The organism is Acidicapsa borealis (assembly GCF_059115245.1).
In genome coordinates, this window is record NZ_JCACNY010000001.1 from 4,439,878 (window position 1) to 4,464,167 (window position 24,290).

The window sequence follows — 24,290 nt, forward strand, 5'->3', positions numbered from 1 at the left end:
GGCAGGCGACTCTCTAATGCGGAGTCTCGCTGGGGCTGCTCAAATCGTTTGTGTCATCGCCGAGACCTAGCCAATCACCAACGTGCGGCGCTTCTCCAGTGAACCCGGCTGTACCCGCAGTGACTACTATATCTTCGATTGAAGCAGCATGGGAGGCCATATCAACATTCCCTCCGGTCACAACCAAAGTTGTTGCGCCTGACAGTGTTGTCACGGCTGTAACCGCATCGCCTGCGTTGGAAATATTCTCTAGATCCTCATCGCTACTGGATATCGAACCAAGAAGCTCTGATATACCGGCTGTAAGATCGCCGGTTGCGCCAACAGTGGCATATGCCGTTAATGCTAAAGATGCTCCACCTGTCTCAGGGGCGAGCGTTAGACTTCCAACCGCAGCCCCAGCTTTAAATCCGCCTATTGACAAATGCTTAAGCGATTTTTGGAGGAGTTGGCCTCTCGGGCTATGGGCGAACTTGACTGTGTTATTCCAAGCCTGCTGGGTGTTGTGCCATGCATGCTTGGCATGGTTTCCCCACCATTGACCATCCCAGAAATCTGGAACACTAGAGCATGCTCCGGCCGTTACTCCATACCCGTCAGGGCCATGATACGGAGTATCCGGGGCACACTCCTGATGCATGTGGCCGTCCAAGTCTCTGAACCTCAGAGGATTATCAGCTCCGTACACATACAGATTTAAGCTTTGAGGATTAGTGAGATCTGCATATGGAACGGCCCACGGAATCGCCGCCCAATCTGGCGACATGAATCGTCCCATCGAAGAGCCGTAGTATCTGGCCCCGAAGTAGTCGTTGCCTGATTCAGTGTCTCTTTCTTTGCCGGTGAAGTGGTGTTCGGTTGGATATTCAGTTGATCCTGTGCAGGCGAGGCCATCTCCGTACGGCAAACTGGAGCAGGTTTGCTCTAGCACTCCGGCGAAGTCAGTCTGAGCACGGCGTGTCCCTAGAGGGTCGTTGAGATAGAAGTGCAGCCCATCGCTATCATAGGTAGCAATGAGTTTGCCGGCAGCAAAGACATTGGTGTGCTTCCAGGCCATGGTGTTGTTGGCGTTCGTACCCATCTCTGTGACCTGTTCCCCAGAGGGTCCGAGAATGTAGTCGTTGGCTACCTTGAATCCACTGATTGTAGGATCACAACTCCACGTACTGATGCTACCTTTGGCAACACGAGTACCGTCGGCGTCGTAGATGTAACCGGTCATTGTTGTGATGCCGGCAATAGGAGCGCTGGCAACTGCACAGATACGCCCATCCCCATCAAAGAGATACTGATTCACGCCATCGTCAACCACGTTGCCCGCCGGATCATAAGTGACTCCTCCGACCGCCTGACTGGTACTCGCAATCCGATTGTTGTTGGCAGTGCTGTAGCTGGCCCAGTTGCTGGTGAATGTGGCCCCCGAGGCAGGCGTGCAGTTTGGTGAGCCTGACGTAAATGGAGCTGACGAACCTGCTTGAATGGTCCGATTGCCAAAAGCGTCGTAGCCCCAGCAGTAGTTTTTACTAGGATTGTTGGGCTGATTATCAGTCGCGCTGGTCAGACGGTTGAGGTAATCGTAGCTATAGCCCCATGTACCCATAACCACAGCTCCCGCCGTCCCATCGCCGTAACTCGTCAGGTTTCCAACACCGTCATAGCCAGCCGTGTACTTGTAGACGGTACTCCCTGTGGTAGTGTCGCTCGCGCCACCATCCAATGTGCCGCTTACCGCCGGGTACATGAAGGATGGCTGACTAAAGTGCGCTGAGTCGTATGTCGACGTCTGGAGATTGTAAACGTAGTTGGTCGCTCCACCGGCCTGGATTGCTTCAAGATATACAGAATCATCGACAGCAGTAACCTTGACTGGCGAACCGGTTTGCACATTCGCCGCGAGCCCCTCAGCAATGGAACTCGGGGTGGAGTTTTGCCCATAGTTAGCGGTGGCTGTAAGAACGCCATTTACCGTCAACGCAACGGTACCCGTATCCCAAGTGCCTGTGTCTTGGGTTACCGTGAGATACGTAGTCGCGGTTGCGCTGGTGTAGTTCGTTGCGATCGCGGTAGAAGGCGTGAAAGTAACCGAAAGTGTCTGTGGCCCTTCAGTCAGTACTGTGCCAAGGGGAGGCGTATACGCGAAGGTGCCTGCCACAGAGGAGGTTGCGTCAAGCTGTGTTGCACTCAGCGCTGTACCTTTGGCGATATTCGCTGGAGCCGGCCAGTTGATAACTGGCGTAGCTTGGTTAACGGTGAGTGTGACCATGGCTTCAACAGAGTTGTAATCACTTGTGTCCGTAGGGGTAAAAGTTGCCCACAGAGTGTATTGTCCCGCTGCTAGAACTGTGCCCAATGCAGGAGAGTAAGCAAACGTGCCGGGCACATTGGATACGGCATTTAGCTGGGTTGCACTTAGCGCAGAGCCATAGGTAATGGCCAATGGAGTTTGCCAGGCGACTGTAGGCGTCGCAAACGTGGACACTTCGCGAATTCGTGCCTCATCCGCAACATAGAAATTACCAGATGCGTCTACGGCGACACCGGTGGCGCCACACAATTCTGCACTGGTAGCAGGTCCACCGTCGCCGGTATAGCCACAGGTACCGTTACCGGCCACTGTAGAGATTTTGCTTGTTAAGGCTGTCACCTTGCGGACACTGAAATTGTATTCATCCGCGATAAATAGGTTCCCGGCGCTATCGACAGCCACCCCCCACGGGTTTTTTATCTCCGCATTGGTGGCCAGACCGCCGTCTCCGGAATATCCTTGAGTGCCATTACCAGCCACTGTGCTTATATCGCCCGTCAAAGCCGCTACCTTGCGAATGCGAAAAGTGGTATAGTCCGCAATGTACAAGTTTCCAGCGGCATCCACTGCCACGCCGGAGGGGGTAGTGATTGTAGCGTTGGTTGCCAATCCGCCATCGCTAGAAAAGCCACTGTTACCATTACCGGCGACAGTGCTTATATTGCCCGTGGAGGCCGTCACCTTACGAACGCGGCTATTGCCCTGATCAGCGATGAAGAGGTTATTGGCAGCGTCTACTGTTACACCGACAGGACTCCACAACCCAGCACTTGTTGCCAAGCCATTATCACCGGAATAGCCGAATGTACCATTACCCGCCACCGTCGTAATGATGCCTGTGGCAACCGTAACCTTACGAATGCGGCTATTACCGTAGTCCGCGATATATAGATTGCCCGCACTGTCGACAGCCACATTGGTGGGGTAATTCAATTGTGCGGCAGTGGCAAACCCACCGTCGCCAGAGTAACCCTGAGTGCCATCGCCAGCCACTGTGGAGATGTTACCTGTCGAGGCCGTCACCATTCGTATACGATTTGTGTTCGCATCCGCCATATAGATATTGCCAGTTGTATCGACAGCCACACCCAGGGATGTTATCTCTGCGCTGACTGCTGACCCAGCGTCGCCGGAATAACCACTGGTACCATTGCCAGCAACGGTATTGATGATGCCAATAACACTTGTTGCATTGATTGATTCGGCGACCACGCTGGAGGTGGCGGAGTTGTAGTTTGCGTTTCCAGCCCAGCCCGCTGTGATGCTATGTGTACCTTTTGCCAACGAGCTTGTTGTATAGGTTGCAGTCGTACCACTGATCGTGCCGGACCCAATCGATATGCCTGCGTCGTAGAACGCTATGGTACCCGTGAGCCCATTGGAGATCGTTGCAGTGAAGGTTACTGATCCGCCGTAAGTAGTCTGCGCACCGGATGTTGCCAAGCTTATGGTAGGAGTGGCCGGGCTAACGGTGAAAGTGGTTGAAGCGGTAGCCGCACCGTAATGTGAATCCGCCGCCTGGGATGCGCCCAAAACTACCGTTCCGGCGCCGTTGATAGTAACAACGGAGCCGGATATTGTCGCAGGGCCTGAGGTTACGCTGTAAGTGATCGCTCCTGTTGAGGTCGAACTAGCACTGACGCTGAATGGAGCGACACCGAACGTTTGGGTTGCAATGGAGGCAAAGCTCAAAGACGGTGTTGGGTTGATCACGGTAAAGCTAATTGAAGTAGTAGCAGCATTGTAATTTGCAGTTGCCGCCTGAGACGCGCCCAATACTACCGTTCCGACGCTGCTAATGGTGACTGTCGAACCGGAGACCGATGCGGGTCCAGAGATTACGCTGTATGTGATCGCCCCTGTTGAGGCCGAACTGGCACTGACGTTGAAGGGCGCGACCCCAAGATTTTGGGTTGCGATTGGCGTAAAAATCAAGGTCGGTGTAGCCAGGTTGACAACCTGACTGATAGCGTTGGAGGTGACCGGGCTGTAGGTAGAATTCCCCGCCCAGGTTGAGGTGATGTTATGGGTGCCTGCGGCTAATGTGCTCGTGGTGAACGTAGCCGTGGTACCACTGATCGTGCCAGAGCCTATCAAGATTCCCGTGTCGTAGAAGGTTACAGCACCTGTGGGTCCGCTCGAAATAGTGGCCGTGAAGGTTACTGATCCGCCGTAGACTGATGGTGAGCTTGAACTGACCACGCTTAGCGTTGGTGTGGTATTACTCGAAGTCAGTCCCACTGCGCTCGAAGCGCTGGCAGTGTAAAGACTGCTTCCGGAATAGCTAGCAATCACATTATGCACTCCAGCAGCCCCAGTAAAAGAGATGCTACTAGCACTAAACTGGGCGATATGTGCATCGAGCAGCACGGATAAATGATCGTTAACCGACACCACATCCGGGAGGCCATCTCCATTTAGATCAGCAACGGCGACTCCACCCCCCGTAGGAGCGTAGGTAACTTGAGACTGGAATGTGCCATCCCCGTTACCTAGCAGCAGCGCGGTAGCTACTGGGCTCGAAGCTACGATATCCGGGACACCATCCAGGTTGAAGTCTCCAATCGCCACTGAACCGACGTTTGAAGCGACCGCATAAGGGGCGGCCGCTCCAAACGTGCCATCTCCATTACCCAGCATCACCGAGACAGTGTTGCCTCCGTGCTGGGAGTACACGAGATCTGGGATACCGTCCATATTGAAATCCGCAACTGCAATTGACTGTGATCCTGCCTGAGAGTACGTTGTCGGCGTCTGAAATGTGCCGTTGCCATTACCAAAAAACACCTCTATCAAGCTTGTGGATGAGCTTCCCGTGTCGATGGTTAGCGCCGCATCGAGTTTGCCGTCGCCATTGAAGTCTGCAACCGCAACTGCCGAAGGGGAGTGTACGACTGTAGAAGTCGTCAGTTGCGACTGAAAGGTTCCGTCCCCATTGCCTATGAACACTGAGATCGTGTTGCTATTCCCAGTGACAGCCAATATGTCAGCTATGCCATCTCCATTGAAGTCTCCGATTGCAACGCCCTCTGGAGCGCTCCCAGTCGAATAACTTACCTGTGGCTGAAAGGTTCCATCACCTTCGCCAAGGAACACTCCGATAGTATTGCTGCCACTGTTGCTGACTGCCAGGTCGGGAACGCCGTCCCCGTTGAAATCCCCAACTGTGATGAATCCCGGAGAAGTGCCCGTTGCATAACTTACAGGGGCTTCGAATGTTCCGTCCCCATTGCCTACCGAAACCGACACGATATTACTGCCATAGTTTGTGTACACTACATCAGGAATGCCATCGCCATCGACGTCGGAAGCGATCGCAATACAATTGGTGTCATAGCAAAGTGAGTTGTCGTCTCCATAGAGGACGGGACCTTGTAAGCCATAGCCTCGTGTCCCAAGTGTTGCCGATCCAAGCTGAACATTGCCGTTGCTTAAATCAAGAATCGTCACCGTGCCGGACGGGGCGGTAGGTCCTAGTCCACCCACCGTGCCACTCAGGGTATAGCCGCTTGCGTTCCCACTCGCCGCGAGTGCAGAACTGCTGGCATAGATCCCACCGCTACTGCTCACGACGAGTGTCTGTGCGCTTGATGTGCTGGTCGGAAACGCCGTACTACCGGTAAACACTGCATAGACCTTATGTGTGCCTACCCCAAGGCGCAATCCCATCGCCGCCGTTCCCGCACTGGTCAACTGGGCTGTGCCCAGCACAGCCATATCTTCGCAAATAGGAGCCGATGCGTCACAGAACTTGATCAGTCCGGAAGGAATCGCTGTACTTCCATTCTTCGCCGTTGCAGTCAAGGTTACGGCGCTCCCCACTGTAACAGTGCTCTGCGAAATCGATAGCGTCGTAGTCTGGCCCGTATTGTTCACCGACTGAGCTATGGCTCTGGAGGTGACGGCATTGTAATTCGCGTTACCGGGCCAACGGGCCGTGATGGTGTGGATTCCTACTGCCAGCGTGCTTGTCGTCAGATTCGCCGTTGTTCCACTAATTGTCCCCGCACCAATCGATACTCCTCGGTCGTAGAATGTCACTACACCCGTAGGCCCGCTCGAGATGGTTGCTGTGAGGGTTACGAATCCGCCAAAAGTAGAGGGCGTTGCTGATGTAGCCAAGGTGAGCGTCGGCACCGGAAGAGCATATACGACGGAACTTGCTCCTGCTAACAAGATAAAAAGCATTACAGACAAAACGCTCGCTCGAGTCGCGAATCGTGAAGTTTTTCCGGGTGTCCTTCTAGAGCAGATCATCTCGTTCCCTAGCCCACGTCCATAATCGGTTTCGCTGCGGAGCTTGTTGCTCTGATACTCCAAAGAACGTATTACATTTCCTCTGCCTTGGTTCGAACAAATGTTCCGCGCTTCAGGGGAAACACAGCAAATTGACACAAAGCCCGAATCTCTATTCATGGCTCTGCTCGATTCCTGTGATCGACACTGTAGCGGAACCGTTAGTGGGGGAGGTGACCGTGCTTCCGGTATCCGTCTCTCCAATGATCCTCAATCTATTGTCAAAGGTTCGGTTCAAGGTAAGCCCGTTGCCGAGTACGGCATTTGCTAGTCCGCCAAAGGATGTATACGGGGCAGACGATACGGTTGGCGAAGATGTGCCTGGGCAAGGAGTGGCTTGTGTACCTTGCGCCGAAAACAACGACTGAGGATGGGTACCGTCTACCCAATTGCTTGTCAATGTCTGTAGATGGCCCGCCGCATCAAAGCAGTTTGCAAATGTGAGTACTGTGCCCGCGGTCTGCGTTTGAGTTACGCCGTCCGTTGAGCTAAGCAGAGCGCCTGCTAAATCGTATGTATATGCCGGCGCATAGGGTGTACCGTTTGTGCAGTTTGACGGCGTGCACTGCTGCTCTTTCAAGACACGCCCTCCTACGTCATAGGCGAGGATTGAACGACGCGTCCAAAGCCCCGTGGCGGGCGGCGCGACAGTACAAGTTCCAGCAGAAGCACTTTGAGTCCAATGATTTGTGAGTCGTCCGATCAAATTCGCATTGGAACCTGCGAGAGTAGAGGCATCGTATTGGTAACACGAGGATGGCGTACTGCTCGCATCGTTGGCATAGGATTTACGCAATAGACGATTCAAGGCATCATAGGAGTAATTCACCACGACCTTCCGAGCGTCGGTTTTGTATGCCAGATTTCCATTCGCATCGTATCCACTGGCACAGTTGCTGCCGTTCGGCGTAGCGCCCCCAGTACTTCCGAAGCATATCCATCCTGTCTCGGGATTGTAGGATTGAGTCAGTCTGGATAGGCTGTCGTACGTGAAACTCCTTGTGACTGTCTTAGTGGATGGGCAGGTGCCACCGCACTGGTTTACCGAGAGCAAATTACCCAATGCATCATATGCATAGACGCTCGACATTGTGGGGCTCTGTGATGTGCTGCTAGGCTCCAGAACATTCGTCAGCCGTCCTAGCGCATCTGTGGTCCTCCGCCACTGATTTCCATTCTCGTCGGTGAAGGTGACCGTGTTGCCGTTGTAAATCCACTTTTGGGTGCTCGTATTGTCTGAGTTGATTTGGCTCGTTTTACGGTTAAGAGCATCGTAGCCATAGGTTGTGACAACGTCTGTCGATGAAGAGCAGGTTCTGCTTGGGTTTGAGACTGTACGTACCATCCCCATTCCATCGTAAACAGTGTCTACACAATCCGTTCCATATGGGTCAGACGCCAGTTGAGTCTGAATCAAATGGCCTATTGGATCATGCACAGAAACATGGACTTCGCTGGTCCCGCTGGCGTTAAAGACGGTAGTAGTGGTGACTGTTGGGTCATAGGGGGTTGCCTGGGCAGACGAATCGTTATACAGCATTGATGTAGTTAGGCTGTGATTACCATTGCTAGGATCGGGCGGTCCCAGTATCTTATTCAGTCGCTTGAGAGGCTCGTCGTAGGAGTAGTAGGTTGTCTGCGAGTTCTCATCTGTTGAAGAGGCCAGTTGACCGTCCGCAAGGTTGTGAGAAGCGTAGGTCACCGCCGTGATGCCGTTAACAGTAGGTTTCGTGATCTTGGTAGCAAACACATTCGCGTTGCCAGTCTGCGCAACTAGTGCGCAGCTGTCCAGGTAGCAAAAAGTTGTTGTGTGATTTGCACCTGCAATATCTGGACATGTCGTATTACCGCAGGGGTCTGTAATCGATAAGACTTGGCCAGTCTCGTCATAGGTATAAGTGGTCGCTGGCGACGTACCAACATTCGCCCACTTGGTAATTTTCGTTACGTTTCCACGGGATGTCGTTGCGCTCGGACCGAAATTGTTCTCATCATGAGTGTTGCTCGGAAGACTAGGCACACTCGCTGTAGCACCAGTCCCAGCCGTGCCGCACACCGCTGTTCCGCCATCATAAATGGAATCTGTCTCCGCTATCCGGGTCGCCGTAGTGTTCCCGGCATAAATAACCGTCTTACAAGGACGGTCAGTTATCCAGGACCCCAGGGGACTGGCAGGAAATGTTTGATAGCTAGAAACTGTTCTCCGCGTGGGTATCGACTGGCCATAGTCGTATTCGTCCAATTCGACAACGTTATAGGCATTGTCATAGCTGAAGACATTACGTGACGTTTGCCCTCCCGCAAGAGTTATATCCTGTTCGGATACGATGGGATTAGTAGGGTATCCAGTCCAGGATTTTGTTACAGTCGTCAACAAGTTGCCATTGAAGTCGTAGTTGAGCGTAGTTTGCTCAAGTGGAACCTGACTTGCAGCATCAGTGATGATGTCCGGCGGAGGGGGCACGGAAATTGGGCTGTAGTTATAAACAGTTTGGAAACTCGGACTCCCAGATCGAAGTTTGTCTGTCGTTGTTACTGTGGTCTGCTTGGCGCTCCAGCCTGTAGAACCCGTTGGAAAAGTGGTTGAATACACAAAGTCCTGTTGCTGCGCAACATTTTCGCCATCAAAGCTAACGTACCTGTGGCTGATAGCTGGTGCCTCATATGTGGCGGCACAGTCACTGAGACTAAGAAGGCTCGCAGGCCATACACCGCCCTGCGCATAAGATACCGTATCTGAAGGTTGAGTACTCGGTGCCCAGTCGTATTGGACATACGCGCCTGTGGGATAAATGATCTTATTCAACAACCCATAGGTGGAATCGTATTCAAATTGATAAAACTCACCGTTCGGCAACTTTATGCTTTTTACGACTTGCAAAGATCCAGAAGCGCTCCCTGTTAGGGATTCACCACTGCAGGAGCTTGAATTCACTGTCATGGCGGTCAACGGAACGTTAAGGCTATAAGGAACCGTTTCCCAAGTCACGATATATGGCGCACTTGCGCCCGAAATCGTAATTGAGTCGCCACTTGCAGCGCCAAAGCTGGGAATAGTAAGTAAAGCACGACCCGCCGTATCGTTGACATTTACAGGAAACGTTGCGGTCGGATTGGCAGTTGTGCCCTGCGCTATTGTTATTTTGTTGCCATTCCGGTCTTCAATGTAATCAGGGATGTTGCAATAATCTCGGCATCCCGGTAAACCGACAAGAAATGGGAAGTGAAATAAAGTTCCGTCATGGTCATTGACTGTAAACGGAAGGCTCTGAACATCATTGAGTCCAGTAGTTGACGCACCAGAAACCGACGCAGAATAGCTACCGTCCTGCCCCGTGAATGAAGGGGACATAGAATAACCGGGAGCTACACCCGTTGTCGTGCAGGTAGAAAAATTGGGGAGTGCTAGCCCCATCGAATGCCTCGACCCGGATGAATCCGTAAAGATAAAACCAGTCGTAATTGGGCAAGTGGCAGAGGGGTGGGTAGGGCTATTGCCCGGCACCTGAGTCTGCTCGCCGCTTAATTGAGGGAGCCCGTAAGCCCAACCGCCTTGCTCTAGGAAACGCAAATCCATATTTGATATAAGCGAAACGAGTCCGTAATACTCGGTCACCGTGGTCCCGCCTCCGCCTGGGGCGTTGGTGTTGAAACCCAGCTGCGGAACCATTTGGAAGATGCCACCTGAGTTATAGGAGAAGTGGAAGGGCAAGTTCAACCCTCTTCCCGGAGGGGTCGGTACCTGAATCCTGAGGCTTAGAGATCCATTGCTCGGATTCACAATGTCACTCAACGTTCCAATGTAGTCGTGCCCTGCTCCCGGCGTAGGGGTTGCCTGATCGTTAGTGACATTCGTGATTTGTCCCCAGGAGTTGACAGTTGCCAAGAAGAGCAAGATTGCAAGTACAATATGGAGCGTTTTCCGACAAGTCCTCCGTCGGAACGGCGTTTTAAAAACAATCATCGATCAGATTCCTCGGAGCGGCGTTAGAAGTCGCCATAGGCGATTTCTGATTCTAATGTCGAAACCTTTGATCATTGCAGCGCTATAAAATCGAACCGGCCGAGTGATTGGTAAGGTCTATTTACATTGACTCGTTTGAACGATGTCACAAGTTTTCCAGCGAAGGAATAGGACGAAAGTATCATGCAGGTCACCATTTCGCAAACAAATATAGTCGTATTTATTAAGTAATAAACTATTGTGAAAGCTTAACTAAGACATGTACGAAAGGCGCTCTGTCTGATCGTTTATATCGGCGAGATTGTTGATGTGGCGCGTCTATCTCTAGGCTCAAATGGTCGGCATCGGTGGCGAAGTGAGACGGAGGGCGCGGGCGGACTGTGTCCTGGCGAGACGTGTAGTCTCGCGGTGTTGGAGTGAACGCGAAGCTATTGCCAGCACCTTGATCTCCTCAATCGACGAAAAGATTTCTCCATTAAGGATCTCGTCGCGCAGATTCGAGTTGAAGTTTTCACAGTAGTCCTTCTCCTAGGGACTTCCTGCTTCGATGTAAACTACCCTTGCCATAACTCCGGCGATCCGCTTGCACGTGACCCTAAGCCACGAACTCAGGCCTATTGATCGAGCGCACAAGCTCCGGCATCCCCATGACCATCATCAAGTCGGCCAGAACTCGGTCGCTTTGACCGGTGATCGCTGTTGTCCCTAACTTCAGCCGGCACGCAAACTGCACGTTCGTTAAATCACTGGAATCACGGCCTTCTGTTACCGTCCGAGGCTTCGGCGAATCTCGGTTTGGACCAGCTCGGGTGCGATCACGTTCGCTGGGATTTCGATTTGCTGCTGTTGAGGAAGTGCGACTTGGTTCTGTTGTCCTTGGATGTTGGAGACTGAACCATCAGACATATACAGATTCAGTTCCCTCCCCTGGCGCGAAAGTGAGGCCGCCTCGCGCTCGTTGACAGCTGCCTCCTGAGTGAATAGAACTCGCTCCGGTGCCCCCGGCCTAATGCTCTCGACCGCGTAGCGATGTTCGATGTGACGAGCTTGCTCCGCGTTGAGCTGAACAATTGTTCCTTTATCAAGCGTCACGTCGATGTCGTTCGCGTCGCCAATCGCCATCACAGTACCCAGTTCGCCCTTGCGAATACCTCGCGTCGAGTCTGCCTCAGTGAACTGGATTCGATCGCATGGCGCGATCTCACGTTGCTCCTGGCGGTAGACGGTGCTCTCTGCAGTCATGGTCTTCGTAAGTTGTGGGTTGTATGTGGCCTCGTCTCCGCTTGGGGTCTGTACGGTCAAGCTGTTGGTCCTGGCGTCGACCGAAACCACTGTCCCGATGCTGTTGTGCGGGATTCCGTCGATGGTCGGGCTTCCATGCCGGTACTGAATGAGGTCGCCTGGCGGGTATTGAGCCGCGATCTTGGAATTGCTCAAGGGTTGTTCGACATGGACAACGAAGGATTTGCCGTCAGGGGCAATTCGCCCTCGCGCCTGGAGGTCGGAGCGGATGAGCCGGTTCAGCTCGTGACGTTCAGCCGGGGCCGGAGCGACCACGATTGTGCTGTCGGGACGCTCGGCGTAAGCCAGAGCGACGGCGGCGAGGCGATGGTCGGGATTGACGTATTGGTAGACGGTGGGCTCTGGGTTGGCACGTTGACCCTCCGCCTTCGGCTGGCGAAAGTCAACCGCGGCGGTCTTGCTGATCTCGGTGGCAAGGCGCGTCCCAAGCGCCTCGGCATCGTTTGTATAAATCCTTGCATCGTCGGAAGCACGAGAGATCGCCACATACGCGAGCCGCGTGTTGATGAGCGAGGGGGATGAATCGGTATCAATATTTGCGATCACGCGACCCTCGGTGAGCCCTTGTGAGCTGTGCGAAGTCACGGCATAGCCGTGATCGAAGCTCCTCATCTTCGCAGGGTCGAAGGTGACGAACCTCCCGCCCTTCGTATCCATCTGTACGGTGATCTGTCCATCTTCCAGCTTTACGATGGTGGCGAGATCCCGGTTGCTGACTTCAAGTTGCTTGTCCGGTGCGGTGAACTGGATGCGGTCGCCAGTGGCAAACTCTCGCGTGACCTCCTGGTAGACGTTCGCGCCTTTGAGCCGCTTGGGGTCATAGGTTACGGTTTGACCGTCCTCCCGTTCCACCGTGAGGGTGTTGTCGCGCCCATTTGTGGAGACCACTCTCGCCAAACTCTCCCGCTCGATGCCGTGGAGCTTGCTTCCGGTCGTGTACTTCAGGATGTAGCCGGGTTGGTAACGGCCAGCCCATTCCCGATCCGCGCCGGTCATATCGGAGCGGTGGGTCAGGGTGCGGAACTCGGGGTCGTCGTCTGCCAGTGCGCCGGTAGCGTGCAGCTCCTTGCGGACGGCTTGGTTGATTGCCTGCCGGCTGCGGTTGTCGGGCGAGACGATGATAGTGTTCTCGGGTCTCGCGACGTAATCTCTCGCGATAGCCGCGATGCGTTCGTTGCAATCCTTAACCTCGGTGATCCGCCCTCGCTCACCTAGCATTCTGACGCCTTCGACTGTCTTTCCCGCCGCGAGTTGCTGCACGGCATTCAGTAAATCTGGGTCTTTCTGGCGCATAATCTGGTCGAGCTGCGAGGTCCGCATCCTCGCGTCCTGCATCTGCTCAAACGGCCGGCCGGCATCGACGCCTTGATGCTGCCGTGTATCTCCGATTACGAGCACACGATCCTGCGGCTGGATCTTGTCGAGGAAAGCCCGCATCTGCTTCGTGCTGGCGAGGCTCGATTCATCGAGCAGATAGAGATGTCGGCTGGCAGGATCGCCCGAAGTCTGATCCTTGCCCTGGCCCTGGCTACCTCGGTCTAGGAAGCTCTGGAGGGTGGATGCGCCGATTCCGGCTTCGCGGAGCTCGGCCGCTGCCCGCGATGTGGGGCGAATCCTTCGACAGCATAGCCGCTCTATTCGGCTCCTTCACGGATGCTCGAAAGCGCGGTGGTCTTGCCGGTCCCGGCAAGACCCTGCAGGCAGTGGATACGATCGGTAGATGTAAGCACCTCCTGAATGACCGTCCGTTGCGCGGAGTTGAGGAAGGACTTGCGCGAGGCCTGGGCCGCCGCGTGAACTTCCGTCATCATTGGGTCATGAATCTGTTGACCACGCATGACATGCGCGATGTTCGCCCGTTCATTCGCGATGGTTTCGGGGGTGCTGAAGCTGCGCCCTGTTTTGTGCTTCTGGCTTCAATTCTGAGGAGGTCGCCGCGCTCTTGGCGGGAGCCGAACTCCACGCGAATATGGGCATAGGCCGTCTCTCCCATGCCGCGCCGTAACGCATCGCGCATGAGCGCCCGCTCGTCGACAACAGCCTCGCGCTCAAAGTTGCTGCTCCTAGCGTGCGCGACGGCTTCTCTCGCCCTGCTGGCCTCTTCGGCCTGGGATTCGCGGTTTTGGACTTGGCTTTGAGCGCGTTCTCTCGCCTGCACAACAACCGTAGCGGCCTCATTCCCGAAGGATTCCGCAATCTCTTGGCCGTCGCGATTTGAGCAGCCTCGGCCCCGCTGTGATCTGTTCTTCAATATCCTATCTTTAAGCTCTCCCTAAGTGTTACCTCTAGCGCCACATTCAAGCTCAATTGCAAAGTCTGATTTCGAGCATCGGAATGAGCGCTCCGCAGCAATTCTCCGAATGCCTTTGTTAACTCTAAGTGCTTTAAGAATCATCAGGGGAAAGCCCATGAGGCTTCGTCGGAATTAGGTACGCCGAGTTCATCGCTCTCGTTCCTGCTGCGGAAGAGAGGTCGTCCAGAAAATCTCAACGCTCCGGCAACTGGGTGTACGCTGGATCGAGATTCCACATTGCCCGCGAGGGTACAGGGAACTCCGATCCAATGGGGAGATGCGGAAACTACTCAACCGCAAGATCGCATCGCAGAACTGGAATTGCGCTCTCTGCGGTGCAGAGTTCACAGACTATAGCGACGTTGTCCCAGACCACATCAATCCGCAGGGGATGGGAGGAGCCTGGAGAGACGATCATCCGGACAATAACCAGGCCGTTCAATGGTGGTGCAATGCGGAGAATGGCTCGACGAGAGTCTGGAGTCCGTTCGCCATTGGCCGATCCAGACCAGGAAGGACGCCTTGATAGTATTCGATTTATAATGGCAGTCTATGCGCCTTAACAGTATTCTTTCCCAAATTGATGCGGAGATTGCCCGGTTGCAGCAGGCGCGTTCTCTGCTCGCAGCTTCCGAGATTTCCGCGATTCAGCCCAAGGTCGGCCCAGGCAGACCAAAGAAGGACCTATCGGCTCCGTCGCCGTCGAAGCCGACCAAGAAGAGGAATCTTTCACCCGAAGGTCGGGCAAGAATTGCGGAGGCTGTTAAGCGGCGCTGGGCCGCCCAAAAGGCAAGTGGGAGACAGAAGGCCAAATTATAGCTGCATCATCAAATCACCCGATCTTCTAGTCAGTCAATAAGGCCTGAATGGGCGCCATTCGTCCTATCATCCCAGGGTGAAACCGTGGCCTTACTGCCCGACGCGATTTTGGGTTTGCTCACTTTTGCTGTATCGAGCTTTGGGAGTTTCAAGTGATCGGCTTGAAAAGTTTCCTCGGACTTTCACTTCTTAGAAATTTGGCTTTTAGGGAGTCCTTCTGCGTACGTCCAGAACTGGCCTATTGTCATTCTGAAATATCCGCTGATCGCCGCCATTACATCGCATGTAATGTTTGCTTGACCGCGCTCTATTCTGCCCAAATAGTAAGTGCTGTATCCAAGAGAAGCAGCAAAAGCTGTCTGCGAAAGGCCGTTTGACGTTCGCATTTCGGTGACAGCACGACCAAAGACATCATTCGGCGTCCTCGACTTTCGTTTTAAGTCTGCACCGATAGGCTTAGCCACTCAGCCATCGTGATTCACGATATGCAAATCGTACTAGCAACTATAGTTGTCAGTTGGAGCAAGAGGACAGTTCCAAAATTCGATAGATCCCCACTATCAAATTCGAAATGGCGTCATTGACGCTCTCCCCGAGCTAGGGCCTCGGCAAAAAGCCAGAATCTGCTCAAAGGGAGCATTTGGAAGTAGTCAACAATCGCATACATAATGTCGAACGAGAGGTTTTCCTTGCCTTGCTCGATATTGCGCAGATAGTACTCGTCGCAACCAACATTGGACGCCACTGTTGCTTGAGACTCTCTTTTCTGCAGCCGCAACTCCGTAGTCGCCATTCCGAAGATTTCTCTTGGCGTTTCTGATCTTCTCGTAGCGTTGACACCAACTGGCTTGGCCACACAGCAATCGTGCCAACGCTGACGGCCTTGAAATAGCAACTATAGTTGTGTATATTCTAAATAGGCAACTATAGTTGGCACATCGATGCCCTCGAGAATTCGATTGGTCGCTCGCAAGAATTGCCTGACGGTCGAGATGAAGACTGCAACAGACAAACCTCAGACCCGTTTTGTGGAATCTTCCGAGATTGAATCATGAGTTCCGAAGCTGCCACCTATTTCCCGGACGCGTTGACTGGCACATCGGAGGTGCGCGGAGTGGGCATTTCTGCGCAGGAAGTCATGTCGGATTTCCTCAAGGAGTCTCCGCTCCAAGTCGATCAACGCGAAGGCGCTTTCCGTGATGTCAGCCCCCTTTCCGCCAGTTCCGACGGAACGCTCTTAGAACAGGTCCGCGAAGGAGATAAAGAGGCCCTAGCCTCCCTGTTCCGGCGCCATGCCAGAGCTGTGCGCAACATCGCATATAGGATCCTACGAAACGAATCGGAAGCAGATGACCTGGTCCAGGAGGTCTTTCTTCACATCTTCCACAAAGCTGGCACGTACGAGGTCGTGCCCGGAGCCGCACGCTCCTGGATTTTTCATGTGGCCTACCATTGCGCCTTCGACCGGCGGCGGTACCTCAATTCGCGAAACTTCTACAGTAACCAGGAGTTGGAGGAAGCTGCGCACCGTCTGGCTGATCCCGGCAACGAGCTGTCATTCCATGAGCAATCGATCGAAGGCATTCTGGGAAAAGCTTTGACGGAGAAATTCAACGCCCGTCTCTCGGCGGAGCAAAGAGAAACGATACAGCTGTACTTCTTCGAGGGATACGCTCTCAACGAGATCGCCCAGCGCACCGGACGATCCCTCGTCAACGTCAGGAACCACTACTATCGGGGTCTCGATCGGCTGCGCAAGTTCGTGCTCCCTGAAAATCTGCGATCAAAGTGAGTGAGATAGTTCACAATGGCTCAAGCTACGGAGCTTGGATATTGCCACCCGATTCCCACGAAGAGTTCCTGGAACTCTGCGCCCTCTCAACAACCGGAGAACTTTCGCCGGAGGAATGGGCGCGACTCAATGCTCACCTGATTCAGTGCCAGCCGTGCCGGGAAGCAAAGCGCGAATATGAACGAGTAATTTCCGAAACGATTCCAGAATTGGCGGCGGAAACGGGATCCGCAAAGGGAGTCGGTGGCCCGCGAGGGCTCTGGTCCATCGAGCAGGCGGAGGCAAAGCTGATGGACGCGCTCCGCCATGAGCCGTCGCCTGCCGAGGAAAAGCCGAAACCGGAACCGAAGTCCATTCCCTGGAGGCAGCCCCGACTTCTCGCAATCGCCGCCCTGATTCTCGCCACGTGTAGTACAGCCGCCTACCAGATCGGTATCCTCCAAAGCCGCAAAGGGGAAGTGTCAGATGTGACTGCGGTCTCACCAGTTCCAAAAGCTCCAACTCGTCTTGAGCCGCCAGTTTCGTCATCTCTTCCAGCGCCGAAAAAGGAGACGCATCCGGACGAAGAGGAGTTTGCTCGTCTGCGAGCGGAATCCCGGCTGGATCAGTCGGAGCTTGCCAGCCTGAAAGCGCAGCAGTCGCAACTGGAAGACGAATTAGCGAAGACCACTGAGGCTCTCAAACAGACTCAGCTAGACCGAGCGGACTTAAGCCAGCAACTGGTCGCAGCGCAGGCGAACGCGCAAAGCTTAAAAGCGAAACTGAACCAGACCGGCGGCAGAACTTCGCTCGATACCGAACAGGCCCTTGCCGCCAACAGGCAGGTCGAAGGTCTTCGGGCATCTCTTGCCGAAAAGGACAAGGAAATCGCCCGCGATCAGGATTTGCTGGAGCATGATCGGGATATTCGAAACCTCATCGGCGCGCGCAACGTATATATGGCCGAGATCTATGACGTCGCCAAGTCCGGAGACACGCAGAAGCCCTTCGGGCGCGTGTTTTACACCAAGGACAAGTCGCTGGTCTTCTACGGGTATGATCTCGACCAGCAGCGCGGCGCGAAGCAAACCAGTAGCTTTCAGGCGTGGGGCCGAGGCGTCGATCAGCAGCATGCCGTCAGTCTTGGCCTTCTCTACCTGGATGACGCCAACCAGAAGCGCTGGGTTCTGAAATTCAATAATGCGAAAACAATATCGCAAATCGATGCCGTATTCGTCACCGTCGAGCCCGAGGGCGGCAGCACCAAGCCGAGCGGTAAGCCGTTGCTTTTCACCTCTCTCCGAATCGACCCCAACCATCCTTGAGACGGTGGTTCACCCACAATCTCAGATCCGGTGTGAACATGAAATCCATACTCCTCGTTGACGACGAAGTGACAATTTGCATAGAGATGCAGAAGACTCTCGATAGTTTTGGCTACCATGCCGAATCGGCTCATACCTTCGAATCGGCGCTATTGATGCTTAGAAGCTTTTACTTCGATGCAATTGTTGTCGAATTCAATCTCCGATCCGAGACCAATGCCCATCTCCGGACAGGTAAAGGAGCTGATCTGGTCCGGCGACTCCGCTCGGAGGGAATCAAGTCTCTTATATTGATGTACACAACAATGCAAGGGCCGTTGTATCAGGCGGCATCATTGGCTGCGGGTGCGAACGATTTCATGGTAAGGGAAGATCCGTTTTCCAAATTTATTGCGCGTCTTGATGTTCACTTTAAGGGTTAAGCAGAAACACAGAATCGTAGCTGATGAATTGTCGACGCGCCGGACGCAGATGCGATTTCGATTGAAATAGAGCCGACCAAGATCGGTCGCATCAGGGCAGAATACAGTAGTTCAGGCCAACTCCGCGGCCAGGTCCCGGCAGAAGCGGATTTCAGGTTGAACTTGCGATTCCTCGGAGAACGGGATATTGAATCCGTTTCTGAGAGAGCCAACTTCTGTTACGAGCAGAACCCAATCCACGAGGTCGCCGGCCGCACTCAGCCGGGTCCAGTGGTAAGTGTCATTGCGCATCTGATATACCCGCTGCAAGTACTTTCGTTCCAATTCGTGAAAGGCCAGGTATCCGTCGAACGTAGAAAATACGCGGGATGCATCCGCCCGCTCCCTGACAGAAACACTATCGAATGGTCTTCTCTCATAAATCCCGAACAGCCGAAATTCCGGTCTTTCCAACAGATCGGCGGCTTGATTGTTCTCCAGGGATCTGAAAACCAAGTCTGCAAGAAAATCAAGCGTATACCTATCGCTCTTGCTTGCCAAAGCTATTGAAAACAGCGTCGGTAGGACTGCGATGAATTCACGCTCGGGCTGCTCGCCCCAATATAGCCTGAGGTCGCCACCGCTGGTTGAATAGGAGAGGCTTTTTCCTTCGCCGTGCATCGTCCCTTCACGCGCCAAAGCGGCAAAGAGGGATAAGCGTACGAATTGGGTGACGTTTGTCTCGACATACCCAAAACCAGAGTGTCTGTTCCCTATCGCATAACCGCTCAAAACCCAACCTGGGTCGGCCAGCAGCATCCGTGCTTCTTTCACCCTGTCGGAAGCCAACAACAGACCCAATGCTTCGGTGAACTGCTCCAGCCGGACGTCACGAAGTTCTGCCTGACGCATTTGGACTGTCGGCTGATCGGAGGTCTGTCTGAAGTCAGCGGGAGCGAACGTCTGTGCAAGCTCGTCCACTCCGCTCATCGAATCAAGCAGATAAGCAATCTTGCCGCGTAAGTTTTCGCTATTCCATTCTTCGGTACCGAGCAGCCTAGGCATCAGATCTCCACCAGAAGATTTGAAATGGTTTCAGGTCTTACGAAGGCGGTGTTGTTTTGACGAAATCCCGTGGGCTTTCCGTTTGCTCCAACCTTTACGACATATTCAATCTGCCCTGGCGGAATGACAAGCTTGGCCGCGATCTCGCCTTGATGCTGATACTTCCACGCTGAACCGAAGAGATTGAGGCTGCGAATCTCATCGGAAAGGTTCATCACTTCCGGACAAGGCTTTGGAGCAACTACTGTCCAGACGCGGAACACATATCCAGGCACCTTGCCGAAATCGGTTGCGAAATCGACCGCACTACGCCACGCCGGGTATTTTCTCGTTCCCAAGGCGGTGTCCGGCATAACCACTCCTGCCGACAGAGAAATGTAGGGACTAGTCTTCCGAACGGCAGCATAGTTGTTCACATGCGTGATCAGCGCCTTCATGCTGAGCAAGCTCTGAACTATCGAAAACGCTTGAGATACCTGCACCGTAGGGTTGTTAAAGAGCCAGTTGCTCTTGATTCCGGTATTGAGCAGATCAACGGCGTCACTCTCACGAAACGAGGGCCGCTCCGATATCCCCTTCAGGCACCACTGAATGACCATTCTTACCGTCCTGCCGCACATCTAGGCATGCAGATTTACCTACTTAAGATTATGTGGGGTGGCGCTTGACCATGACAGATTATTGTTTCGGCAAAGAATTGGTTCCTGAGGCAGATTCCATCTTGGCTTATCGTAGGCTCCCAAGACCCACGCGTGCTTTCACATGTAGAAGTGGTAGGAAGGATTTGGGAATTGCTAATCTGGCGGTTCAGCCATGAGGAGGCCGAATTTTTCGCGAATGATAAGGTAACCAGATATCGTCCCATTCGATGGAAATCCAGATCCTCTTTGTGAAAGCGAGTATTTCGACTGCCCGTTGACGTACAACTGTCTCCCAGTACGAGCCAATACGGACAGGTGCAGGAATATGGCCCGGGAGACACGTCCCACCAGGATACGTAGCCCATCGTAAACAGGAACGACTCATCACCTATGCTGCAACGCGTGCCCGCCATGGCGAGCGCATAGATCATCTGCGCAAAAAGGACACCTGAGCGGCATGCGAGTGCAACGGCGACAGTAGCGTTCTCCAAATGTGTACCGAACCAACAGCCAAGGCTTCTGCTCCGCTGGTCTTCGCTTTTAACTTTGGGGGCGACCACAAGGTAGAAAGATGATAAGTTCCGGGCTCAGTGATGAGCGCGTTTCCTTCTGAGTCCGTATATCTCGTCTTGGTAGATCTGAGTCTAGCGAAGGTACGGTGTTGCTCCCCAGGCTGGACGGAAAACGGCCTCCAACCATGGCCGCTGAAGTAGCCCCTTAGGTCGCATTACATCTCACCAGACCAACATCTGCGATTTCTCGCGAATCGGTGACACATATGATGCGCCGACTTCCGTTAGCAGAATGAACAAACATTCCTTCAGCTCGCTTGAGGAGTCTCCCATTGAAAAATCTTCACACGCTTTCCCTGCTGTTGCTAATATTCTGCGGTCTGACATCGATCAGCGCGCAATCTACAAATGCCACGATAAGCGGAGTGGTCCTTGACCCTTCAGGCAAGGTCATCATAGACGCTGATATCGAGATACTGAACGAGGCGACCGGAGTACACTACGCGAGCAAAACAAATGGAACTGGAATCTACTCGGTTGCGATTCTACCCCCCGGTCAATACACCGTCCAGGTGTCGAAGATCGGCTTCAAAACGCTGATCAAACCGGACATCGTCCTGAATGTTCAGAGCGCCCTGGCTCTGAACTTTACGCTGCCGCTTGGGGCAGCATCGGAATCGGTAACTGTGGATGCCGGTGCATCCTCCATCAATACGACCGATGCCTCCGTCAGTACTGTAATCGATCGCCAGTTTGTCGAGAATATGCCCCTGAACGGTCGCAGCCTGCAAAGTCTCATCTCGCTAGCGCCCGGAGTAGTCCAGACTCCGATTCCCTACGGATCTTCCTCCGGTAACAGCGGTGAGTTCAGCGTGAACGGCCAGCGGACAGAGGGGAACTACTACACCGTTGATGGCGTGAGCGCCAATGTTGGTACTGGAAGCAACGGTTCCTATACGGCCGGTGCGGCTGGCCTGCTTCCAGCGCAAACTGCGCTTGGTACAACGCAAAGCATGGCCAGCGTCGATGCGCTCCAGGAATTCAGAATCAACACTTCTACTTATTCTGCCGAGTACGGAAGAACTCCAGGGGGACAAATTTCACTTGAGACCCGTTCTGGGACCGATATGCTGCACGGAAGCCTCTTCAATTACTTCCGCAACGATGTACTCGATGCGAACAACTGGTTCAACGACCACACGACGCCAACGACAGCTAAGACTGCAGAAAGACAGAACGACTTCGGTGGAACTCTGGGAGGCCCACTCTACCTTCCCCATCTTTACTATGGGAGAAAGCGAACCTTCTTCTTCTACTCCTATGAAGGTCTCCGCCTGAGCATACCCACACCCGCGACGACAAGCGAGGTTCCGGATTCCGCTCTCCGGCAATCGACAGCATCGGGATTGGAATCGGTAGTTAGTGCCTTCCCAATTGCGAACGGCGCGGAGGTGTCTGGAGCGCCTGGGCTCGCATATTTTACCGCTGCTTATTCTGTGCCCTCGGGACTCAATACTAGTAGTATCCGGTTCGATCACACGTTCAATAACAAGACTCACGTCTTTGGCCGTTACAGCGACTCAAGTTCGTCCAATGACAGCCGTTCAGCCGACGATCTCGCTCAGGTTATTCCGCAATCGTTTGTCACGCGCAGTGTCACTTCCGGTCTCACTCGAACTTTCAGTCCTCAACTGGTCAACGATCTCAGATTCAATTACACGTGGTACTCGCTCAGTGAGCGGGATACGATCGATTCGTTCGGTGGCGCTAAGGCGTCTACGCAAGCCACCTTTCTTCCGGGTGCCCCAAAGGACTCACAATTTGCCGGATTTCTATTCTTTGGGTCGGACCCTGGGATTGATTTGGTGGCGCAGGAGATAGGGCAAACTCAAACCAACATCATCGATACCCAGCAGTTCTCACTTGGACGACATTCCATCAAGATTGGTGTCGATTACAGACGATCCGAACTGATTGAAAAATTCAACAGGCTCTCGGCAACTCTCCTCTATTTTGAAGAACAGGGACTGCAGTCGAACAGTGCGGACTTCTCCGCCGTATCCACCAGCGGAGCCGTTCCAGACGAGCCGATCTTCACAAACTTCTCAACGTTTGTACAGGATGACTTGAAGCTGAATCGGCGGAATACTCTGTCGCTCGGTTTGCGCTGGGATGTAAATCCGCCCCCTGCCAACGGGAATGGCCGTATCCCGCCAGTACTCGACCAGATAACAAATATCGCGACGGCACAGCTTGCACCAGAAGGAACGCCGGAATGGAATACCTACTATGCCGGCTTCGCTCCGCGCCTTGGGATCGCTTCCCAACTAAATGCCCGGGATGGTCGAGAGACTGTCCTAAGGGCCGGGGTCGGTCAGTTCTTCGATACTGGCAACACCCTCGGAGCAATTGGCTTTACGCAACTGGGGTTCGCTTCGACCGAATACTATTCCGGCCTCAGTATTCCATTGGCGCCTGCAGTCTATCAACTCCCTGCTGCCTCGACGGAGGCGCCCTTCAATCAGACGGCGGTAGGCTACGAACCAAACCTGAAGCTGCCCTACACCATCCAATGGAATCTATCTTTGGAACAGGCTCTAGGTACAGCGCGGTCTTTCACTGTTGGCTATGTCGCGTCCGCGGGCCGCAGACTGATGGAAGGCACCTATCAGAATCCAGCGTCCATTAACGCAGCCTTCTCGCTCGGCAATGGTCTCTACGTGATTCAGAATGGATCATGGTCGAACTACAACTCCCTGCAGGCGCAGTTTCAACAACGAGTGATCCATGGACTTCAGGTGCTGGTGTCGATGACCTGGTCTCACAGCATTGACAACCTTTCATCAAGCTTCATCAGCTATCAGCCGCTTCTGAAAGGCGATTCCGATTTCGACGTACGACGCAACTTTCAAGCGGCGGTCACATACAGCCTTCCCCCTCGCGCCGGCGGGCGATTAGCGCGGGAAGTCACAGAGGGTTGGGCAGCGGATTTGCGGGCATTCGCGCGAAGCGCTGCGCCGGTAGACGTCTACGGGGGTGCTTACGTCGCTTCGAACGGAACGCAGCAGTATGCCCGTCCAAATCTCGTCGCAGGACAGCCTTTATATGTCTACGGTTCGCGAGATGAAATTCCGGGTGGAAGGAAGATCAACTTCAATGCCTTTCAGAACGTAACTGGGGCAATAGGTGACGCTCCCCGGAACTTCCTCAGAGGATTCGGCGCAAACGAAATTGACTTAGCGGTACGGCGGCAGTTTGACCCTTCGGATCGAGTGAAGATTCAATTCCGCGCCGAGGCATTCAACGTCCTGAACCGCCCGGATTTTGGAGCCATCTACAACACCCTGAATTTCGGGTCTACGCGTTTCGGGCAGGCCTACAACACCCTCAACATAGGTTTGAAGAATCAAAATGCGCTCTACGAACAAGGCGGTCCGCGTTCTCTTCAGCTTGCTCTGAAGGTGTTGTTCTAGTCGGCGCGTCTGCGATGGAACGTATCCTCCACAATCCCTTATCACTCGATCTTCGTTAGAGGTGTATTCATGATGCTGAGGTCTTGGCCCCAGACGGCATTGCTGTGCACTCCCTTGGTGCTC

General features: G+C 53.8%; 12 protein-coding genes. 4 read left to right on the top strand and 8 right to left on the bottom strand.

Going from position 1 to position 24,290, the window contains the following annotated elements; all coding sequences use genetic code 11:
• Nucleotides 1-13: 13 nt before the first annotated feature.
• The 6 genes from AC5S27_RS18305 to AC5S27_RS18330 form a co-directional block, all read right to left on the bottom strand.
• Entirely contained in the window at nt 14-6,721 is a 6,708-nt protein-coding gene (locus AC5S27_RS18305; RefSeq protein ID WP_493935998.1) for an FG-GAP-like repeat-containing protein, read from the bottom strand.
• Nucleotides 6,714-10,313: an RHS repeat domain-containing protein gene (locus AC5S27_RS18310; protein ID WP_493935999.1), complete on the bottom strand. Its 3,600-nt coding sequence runs from the start codon at nt 10,311-10,313 to the stop codon at nt 6,714-6,716. The genes AC5S27_RS18305 and AC5S27_RS18310 overlap by 8 nt, the downstream gene beginning before the upstream one ends.
• Before the next feature lie 1,017 nt (nt 10,314-11,330).
• On the bottom strand, nt 11,331-13,505 hold the full coding sequence (locus AC5S27_RS18315; protein WP_493937332.1) for an ATP-dependent DNA helicase: 2,175 nt from the start codon (nt 13,503-13,505) through the stop codon (nt 11,331-11,333).
• Nucleotides 13,502-13,678 carry an AAA family ATPase gene (locus AC5S27_RS18320; RefSeq protein WP_493936000.1) on the bottom strand — a complete coding sequence of 59 codons (177 nt, stop codon included), beginning with the start codon at nt 13,676-13,678 and terminating at the stop codon, nt 13,502-13,504. The genes AC5S27_RS18315 and AC5S27_RS18320 overlap by 4 nt, the downstream gene beginning before the upstream one ends.
• 1,483 nt (nt 13,679-15,161) lie before the next feature.
• A complete protein-coding gene (locus AC5S27_RS18325) occupies nt 15,162-15,443 on the bottom strand; it encodes a helix-turn-helix domain-containing protein (protein WP_493936001.1) in 282 nt (93 codons plus the stop codon).
• Between the two features lie 113 nt (nt 15,444-15,556).
• Nucleotides 15,557-15,772 carry a helix-turn-helix domain-containing protein gene (locus tag AC5S27_RS18330; protein WP_493936002.1) on the bottom strand — a complete coding sequence of 72 codons (216 nt, stop codon included), beginning with the start codon at nt 15,770-15,772 and terminating at the stop codon, nt 15,557-15,559.
• 258 nt (nt 15,773-16,030) lie between these two features.
• On the opposite strand from AC5S27_RS18330, the gene AC5S27_RS18335 reads away from it, so the two are divergent.
• From AC5S27_RS18335 to AC5S27_RS18345, 3 genes are read left to right on the top strand one after another with little or no spacing between them, the layout of a single operon-like run.
• Nucleotides 16,031-16,771, top strand: a complete 741-nt coding sequence (locus AC5S27_RS18335) for an RNA polymerase sigma factor (protein WP_493936003.1) — start codon at nt 16,031-16,033, stop codon at nt 16,769-16,771.
• 41 nt (nt 16,772-16,812) lie between these two features.
• A complete protein-coding gene (locus tag AC5S27_RS18340; RefSeq protein WP_493936004.1) occupies nt 16,813-18,075 on the top strand; it encodes an anti-sigma factor in 1,263 nt (420 codons plus the stop codon).
• A gap of 38 nt (nt 18,076-18,113) precedes the next feature.
• Complete coding sequence (locus tag AC5S27_RS18345) at nt 18,114-18,497, top strand: response regulator transcription factor (protein ID WP_493936005.1); 384 nt, start codon at nt 18,114-18,116, stop codon at nt 18,495-18,497.
• 111 nt (nt 18,498-18,608) lie between these two features.
• Here AC5S27_RS18345 and AC5S27_RS18350 read toward each other — a convergent pair whose 3' ends face one another.
• Both AC5S27_RS18350 and AC5S27_RS18355 read right to left on the bottom strand, forming a co-directional pair.
• Nucleotides 18,609-19,541 (bottom strand): hypothetical protein, encoded by a 933-nt coding sequence (locus tag AC5S27_RS18350; protein ID WP_493936006.1) that lies wholly within the window; start codon nt 19,539-19,541, stop codon nt 18,609-18,611.
• Nucleotides 19,541-19,978 (bottom strand): hypothetical protein, encoded by a 438-nt coding sequence (locus AC5S27_RS18355; protein ID WP_493936007.1) that lies wholly within the window; start codon nt 19,976-19,978, stop codon nt 19,541-19,543. The genes AC5S27_RS18350 and AC5S27_RS18355 overlap by 1 nt, the downstream gene beginning before the upstream one ends.
• Nucleotides 19,979-21,119: 1,141 nt before the next feature.
• Between AC5S27_RS18355 and AC5S27_RS18360 the strand changes: the two genes are divergently transcribed.
• Nucleotides 21,120-24,167 carry a TonB-dependent receptor gene (locus tag AC5S27_RS18360; protein ID WP_493936008.1) on the top strand — a complete coding sequence of 1,016 codons (3,048 nt, stop codon included), beginning with the start codon at nt 21,120-21,122 and terminating at the stop codon, nt 24,165-24,167.
• Nucleotides 24,168-24,290: the final 123 nt, after the last annotated feature.